The organism is Phenylobacterium sp., from assembly GCF_036821595.1.
Taxonomy (GTDB): Bacteria; Pseudomonadota; Alphaproteobacteria; order Caulobacterales; family Caulobacteraceae; genus Phenylobacterium.
This window is the reverse complement of sequence record NZ_DAISJG010000023.1, coordinates 38,904-44,903: the sequence shown is the minus strand read 5'-3', so window position 1 is coordinate 44,903 and position 6,000 is coordinate 38,904. Positions and strand designations below refer to the sequence as shown.

Genomic DNA, 6,000 nt, shown 5'->3' with positions numbered 1-6,000 from the left:
CATGGCCGCGAGCTCGGCCAGCATGGCCGAGTGGCGGTCCTGGGCTGGGGCGTCGACGGACATGAACGTAACGGGAACACGGGTTCGCCAGAAAGGCAAATATTGGGTGGGGGAATTTCGACCACGCACCCCACGAACCCCACGAACCCCACGGACAGGACGGCTCCGCCGTCGGGGAACCACGGAAGACACGGAAGACGCCTGCGGCCCCTGCGCCTCACCCCAGCCACCCGCGAACCCCAAGCCGGGCGCCTCCGGCGCGCAACGGGCCCCTTCCCCGGCGACCGCAGCGGGCCCTCCTTTCCGTGTGGTCCGTGTATTCCGTGGTTCCTTCCTTTCCCCGTTCGTGCGGTTCGTGGGGTTCGTGGACAATCTTCACCCACTTGTCCGCCCCGGCGCCCCGCGCCGCAGTCGCGCATTGACTCCCCCCGCACGCCGGCTACACGGTCGCCCAACTCTCGCGGGAGAGACCGGGATTCGACCCCGGAGCCGAAGGCGCAACCGCCCCGGAAACGCTCAGGCAAAAGGACCGCGACGGGCTGATGCACGCTGGAAAGTGGCGTCCGGTTTCCGGGCGCCCGCCGAAGGAGCAAGGGCGCACGACCCGCGCCCGAAATCTCTCAGGCCCAAGGACAGCGGGGGCGCAGGATGCCGGGGCGCAAGGCCGCGGCGGACTGCATGGTCGTCAGCCGGAGTAGCCCACGTGTCCGACATGCCCGCCGAGAAGGTCCTCAAGACCACCCCGCTCACCGAGGCGCACGTGGCGCTAGGCGCGAAGATGGTCGAGTTCGCCGGCTACTCCATGCCCGTGCAGTACCCGGACGGCGTGCTCAAGGAGCACCTCTGGACCCGCGAGCACGCCGGGATCTTCGACGTCTCCCACATGGGCCAGGCGCGCCTGCGCGGCGTCTCCCCCCTCTCCGCCTTCGAGGAGGTCACCCCCTCCGACTTCATCGGCCTGAAGGCCGGCAAGCAGCGCTACTCGGTGCTGCTGAACCGCCAGGGCGGCATCATCGACGACCTGATGGCCGCGAGGCCCGTGGCCCCCGACGGCTCCGGCGACGACGGCCTCTTCGTGGTGGTCAACGGGGCCTGCAAGGACAACGACTTCCGGGTCATCGACGACGAGCTCGCGCCGCAGGTCACCATCGAGCGCCTGGAGGACCGCGCCCTGATCGCCCTGCAGGGTCCCAAGGCGGTCGACGTGCTCAAGCGCCACGTGCCCGAGGCCGCCGCCATGGTGTTCATGGACGCCCGCCTGCTCACCGGCTTCGGCGTCGACCTGATCGTCTCGCGCTCTGGCTACACCGGCGAGGACGGCTACGAGATCTCCGTCCCGGCCCACGCCGCCGTCTCGGTCTGGAACCAGCTCCTGGCCGACGAGCACGTGAAGCCCATCGGCCTGGGGGCCCGCGACTCCCTGCGCCTCGAGGCCGGCCTGCCGCTCTACGGTCACGACCTCGACGAGACCGTCAGCCCGATCGAGGGCGACCTGGCCTTCGCCGTCTCGAAGAAGCGCAGGGACGCCCGCGACTTCCCGGGCGCCGCCCGGATCGCGAAGGAGCTCGCGGAAGGCCCGGGACGCATCCGCGTCGGCCTGAAGGTCAGGGAAGGCGCCCCGGCCCGCGAGGGCGCCGAGATCGCCGACGAGGCCGGCGAGGTCATCGGCAAGGTCACCTCCGGCGGCTTCTCCCCCGTCCTGCGCCAGGGCATCGCCCTCGGCTTCGTGCCCCCCTCCCATTCGGAGCCCGGGACCCAGCTCAACGTCATCGTCCGCGGCAAGCCCCAGAAGGCCGAAGTCGTGAAGACCCCCTTCGTCCCCCACCGCTACGTCCGGAAGGGCGCCGCATGACGTCCTATCCGCTCGTCCCCGCGGAAGCGGGGACCCAGGCGTTTTCCGTTTCCAGCCTTCACCGGCCCGCGCCCGCGGCCACTTCGCAGCACAAACAAGCCTGGGTCCCCGCTTTCGCGGGGATGAGCGGGCTTGGGATCTGACCCGAGGAGACAACCCATGCGCTTCACCAAGGATCATGAGTGGGTCCGGCTCGACGGGGACGTGGCCACCGTCGGCATCACCGCCTACGCCGCCGAGCAGCTCGGCGACGTGGTGTTCGTCGAGGTCCCCGATGTCGGCAAGACCGTGAAGGCCGGCGACGGCTTCGCGGTGGTGGAGAGCGTCAAGGCCGCCTCCGACGTCTACGCCCCGGTGGCGGGCGAGGTGGTCGAGGCCAACCCCGAGCTCTCCGGCGCGCCCGAGACCGTCAACGCCGATCCCACCGGCGCCGGCTGGTTCGCGAAGCTGAAGGTCTCCGATCCCTCCGAGGTCGAGGCCCTCATGGACCAGTCCGCCTACGACGCCTACCTCGCCACGCTCTAGGTCCGCGCGAAGCGCGATCAAGATGAACCACGGAACACACGGACCACACGGACATCCCGCCCGCACGGCCTGTTCCGTGTCGTCCGTGTGTTCCGTGGTTCTCCCTCTTCTCTCTCGCTGAGATTCCGATGCGCTACCTGCCCCTGACCCCCGACGACCGCGCCGAGATGCTCGGCGTGATCGGCGCGCCCGACGTCGACGCCCTGTTCGCCGACGTCCCGGCCGCCGCGCGCAAGGCCGACCTGTTCGACCTGCCGCTGCACGCCGGCGAGTTGGAGGTGGAGCGGGAGCTGGCGGCGCTGGCGGCGCTCAACCGGCCGGCCGGCGCGGGGCCGTTCTTCTGCGGGGCCGGCGCCTACCGCCACCACGTCCCGGCGACGGTGGACCACATCATCCAGCGCTCGGAGTTCCTGACCTCCTACACGCCCTACCAGCCGGAGATCGCGCAAGGGACCCTGCAGGTCCTCTTCGAGTTCCAGACCCAGGTCGCCGCGCTCACCGGCCTCGATGTGGCCAACGCCTCCATGTACGACGGCTCCACGGCCTGCGCCGAGGCGGTGATGATGGCCCAGCGTGTCACCCGCCGGGAGAAGGCCATCCTCTCCGGCGGCCTGCACCCGCACTATGCCGCCACGACCCAGACCATCGCCCACGCCGAAGGCATGGAGATCGTCCGCCAGGCGGCCGCCATCGACGCCGAGGCCGCGGTGATCGACGCCATCGACGCCGAGACCGCCTGCGTCGTCGTCCAGACCCCCAACGTCTTCGGCGTGGTCACCGACGTGACGCGGATCGCCGAGGCGGCCCACGCCAAGGGCGCCCTGCTGATCGTGGTGACCCCCGAGGCCGTCTCCTACGGCCTGCTCAAGTCGCCCGGCGAGATGGGCGCCGACATCGCCGTGGCCGAGGGCCAGTCGATCGGCAACGCCCTGAATTACGGCGGCCCCTACGTCGGCCTCTTCGCCTGCCGCGAGAAGCTGGTGCGCCAGATGCCCGGCCGCCTCTGCGGCGAGACCGTCGACGCCGAAGGCCGCCGCGGCTTCGTGCTCACCCTGTCGACCCGCGAGCAGCACATCCGCCGCGAGAAGGCGACCTCCAACATCTGCACCAACTCCGGCCTCTGCGCGCTGGCCTTCACCATCCACCTCTCCCTGCTGGGCGAGACGGGCCTGAAGCAGCTCGCCGCCCTGAACCACAGCCGGGCCCGCGAGATGCGGACCGCCCTGGCCGGAGCCGGCCTGGAGATCCTGACGCCGCGGTTCTTCAACGAGATCGCCGTGCGCGTGCCCGGCGACGCCGGCGCCATCGTGGAGAAGGCGCTGGCCTCCGGCGTCGTCGCCGGCGTCCCCTATTCCCGCCTCGACCCCCACGCCGGCCTGGACGACGTCCTGCTGCTGGCCGCCACCGAGACCACCACCTCCGACGACATCGCGGCGCTTGCCGCCGCCCTGACCAAGGCCTGCGCCCAATGAGCATGTCCAACGTGGGCCGCCCCACCCGCCCCGAAGGCGCCGTCGCCTCCACCGCCCATCAGTCGCTGTCCGGCGGCCGTGGCCTGCTGCAGGACGAACCCCTGCTGTTCGAGCTGGGCGGCTGGGACAAGACCGGCGTCGACCTGCCGCTTCCCGAGCACGACGCCGCGGACCTCGGCGACCTGGTCCGCGCGGGCCCCATCGGCCTGGCCGGCCTCTCCGAGCCCGAGGCCATGCGCCACTACGTGCGCCTGTCGCAGAAGAACCACGCCATCGACCTGGCGCTCTATCCGCTGGGCTCGTGCACCATGAAGCACAACCCGCGGCTCAACGAGAAGGCCGCCCGGATGGCCGGCTTCGCCGACCTCCACCCCCTCCAGCCCCAGACCACGACCCAGGGCGCGCTCGCCCTCATGGACCGCCTGGCCCACTGGCTGAAGACCCTGACCGGCATGCCCGCCGTGGCGCTCTCGCCCAAGGCCGGGGCGCATGGCGAGCTCTGCGGCCTGCTCTGCATCAAGGCCGCCCACGAGGCCGCCGGCGAGGGCCACCGCCGCCGCGTCCTGGTGCCCACCTCGGCCCACGGCACCAACCCCGCCACCGCCGCCTTCGTCGGCTACTCGGTCACCGAGATCGCTCAGACCACGGACGGTCGCGTCGATCTGTCCGACCTCGAATCCAAGCTCGGCCCGGACGTCGCGGCCATAATGGTCACCAATCCCAATACCTGCGGACTGTTCGAGCGCGACATCCTGGAGATCAGCCGGCTGACCCATGCGGCGGGCGCCTACTTCTACTGCGACGGGGCCAACTTCAACGCCATCGTCGGCCGGGTCCGCCCCGGCGACCTCGGCGTCGACGCCATGCACATCAACCTGCACAAGACCTTCTCCACCCCGCACGGCGGCGGCGGTCCGGGCGCGGGTCCCGTGGTGCTCTCCCAGGCCCTCGCCCCCTTTGCCCCCGCCCCCTGGGTGGTCAGCGACGGCGACGGCCTCCGCCTCGTCGAGGAAGCCGTCGAGGACGCCGCCCAGGCGTTCGGCCGCATGAGCGCCTTCCACGGCCAGATGGGCATGTTCGTGCGGGCCTACGCCTACATGCTGAGCCACGGCGCCGATGGCCTGCGCCAGGTGGCCGAGGACGCCGTCCTCAACGCCAACTACGTCAAGGCCCGCCTGTCGGCCGAGATGAGCCCGGCCTTCCCCGAAGGCCCCTGCATGCACGAGGCCCTGTTCGACGACGCCTGGCTGGAGGACACCGGCGTCACCACCCTCGACTTCGCCAAGGCGATGATCGACGAGGGCTTCCACCCGATGACCATGTACTTCCCGCTGGTCGTCCACGGGGCCATGCTCATCGAACCCACCGAGACCGAGCCCAAGGCCGAGCTCGACCGGTTCTGCGACGCGCTCCTGGCGCTCGCAGGCGCGGCCAAGGCCGGCGACGTCGACCGCTTCAAGGGCGCGCCCTACCTCGCCCCCCTGCGCCGCCTCGACGAGACCCAAGCCGCCCGCAAGCCGAAGCTGACCTGGAAGCCCGAGGCCGCCTGACGGGGCCCTGTGTCACGCTCGCCATGGCGAGTGTGGCTTTGGCGCCATCAGCCGGTGAATAGGCCCGCGTTAGCAAAATTTAACGCGCCTCTGCCTTTACGATTCACCGGGGCGTTCGCATATCGAGAGGGCGTGACGGCGGAACCTCCCCAAGCCCCCGCGCGCTCTCGGGTACCAATATGTCACTCGTCTTGCCCTCGCCGCGCGCCCGGCGCGCTACGGACGATCTCGCGCCCGAGATCGTGGGCCGCCTCGTGCGAGGCGCGCTGGTGACGCTTGGCGGCCTGATCGTCGTGGCCGGCGTGCTGATCGCCCCAATCCCCGGACCCGGCGGGATCCCCGTCATCGCGGTCGGCCTGATCGTGATCCTGCGCAATTCCTACAAGGCCAAGCGGGTCTTCGTCCGCGCCCACCGCCGCTGGCCGAAGGTGGTCCATCCGATCCGCCGGCTGATGCGCCGCGAGCCGGAGATCGCCTCGGTCTTCTGGCAACAGTACCTGCGGGTCGAGCGCTTCGCCCTGCCGAAGCGCTACCGCCTCGGCGTCCGCGGCCGCCGGCGCCTGAAGCGCCAGTTCCGCTAGGCCGACAAAGAGAAAGCCCC

General features: G+C 70.8%; 5 protein-coding genes and 1 riboswitch. All 5 genes read left to right on the top strand.

What is annotated here, in order from left to right:
• The first annotated feature begins 451 nt into the window (after positions 1–451).
• A riboswitch (glycine riboswitch) is annotated at positions 452–542 on the top strand.
• A gap of 170 nt (positions 543–712) precedes the next feature.
• Positions 713–1,852 (top strand): glycine cleavage system aminomethyltransferase GcvT, encoded by a 1,140-nt coding sequence (gene gcvT / locus V7Z97_RS12180; RefSeq protein WP_334163696.1) that lies wholly within the window; start codon positions 713–715, stop codon positions 1,850–1,852.
• Between the two features lie 159 nt (positions 1,853–2,011).
• Entirely contained in the window at positions 2,012–2,377 is a 366-nt protein-coding gene (gene gcvH, locus V7Z97_RS12175) for a glycine cleavage system protein GcvH (RefSeq protein ID WP_334163694.1), read from the top strand.
• 128 nt (positions 2,378–2,505) lie between these two features.
• Positions 2,506–3,849, top strand: a complete 1,344-nt coding sequence (gene gcvPA / locus V7Z97_RS12170; RefSeq protein ID WP_334163693.1) for an aminomethyl-transferring glycine dehydrogenase subunit GcvPA — start codon at positions 2,506–2,508, stop codon at positions 3,847–3,849.
• On the top strand, positions 3,846–5,399 hold the full coding sequence (gene gcvPB / locus V7Z97_RS12165; protein ID WP_334163692.1) for an aminomethyl-transferring glycine dehydrogenase subunit GcvPB: 1,554 nt from the start codon (positions 3,846–3,848) through the stop codon (positions 5,397–5,399). Before gcvPA ends, gcvPB begins: the two co-directional genes overlap by 4 nt.
• A gap of 179 nt (positions 5,400–5,578) precedes the next feature.
• A complete protein-coding gene (locus tag V7Z97_RS12160) occupies positions 5,579–5,980 on the top strand; it encodes a hypothetical protein (protein ID WP_334163691.1) in 402 nt (133 codons plus the stop codon).
• Positions 5,981–6,000: the final 20 nt, after the last annotated feature.

Excerpts from the sequence above, each read along its gene's own strand:
- V7Z97_RS12160 (WP_334163691.1), top strand. The coding sequence starts at position 5,579 with ATGTCACTCGTCTTGCCCTCGCCGCGCGCCCGGCGCGCTACGGACGAT.
- gcvPB (WP_334163692.1), top strand. The coding sequence starts at position 3,846 with ATGAGCATGTCCAACGTGGGCCGCCCCACCCGCCCCGAAGGCGCCGTC.
- gcvH (WP_334163694.1), top strand. The coding sequence starts at position 2,012 with ATGCGCTTCACCAAGGATCATGAGTGGGTCCGGCTCGACGGGGACGTG.
- gcvPA (WP_334163693.1), top strand. The coding sequence starts at position 2,506 with ATGCGCTACCTGCCCCTGACCCCCGACGACCGCGCCGAGATGCTCGGC.
- gcvT (WP_334163696.1), top strand. The coding sequence starts at position 713 with ATGCCCGCCGAGAAGGTCCTCAAGACCACCCCGCTCACCGAGGCGCAC.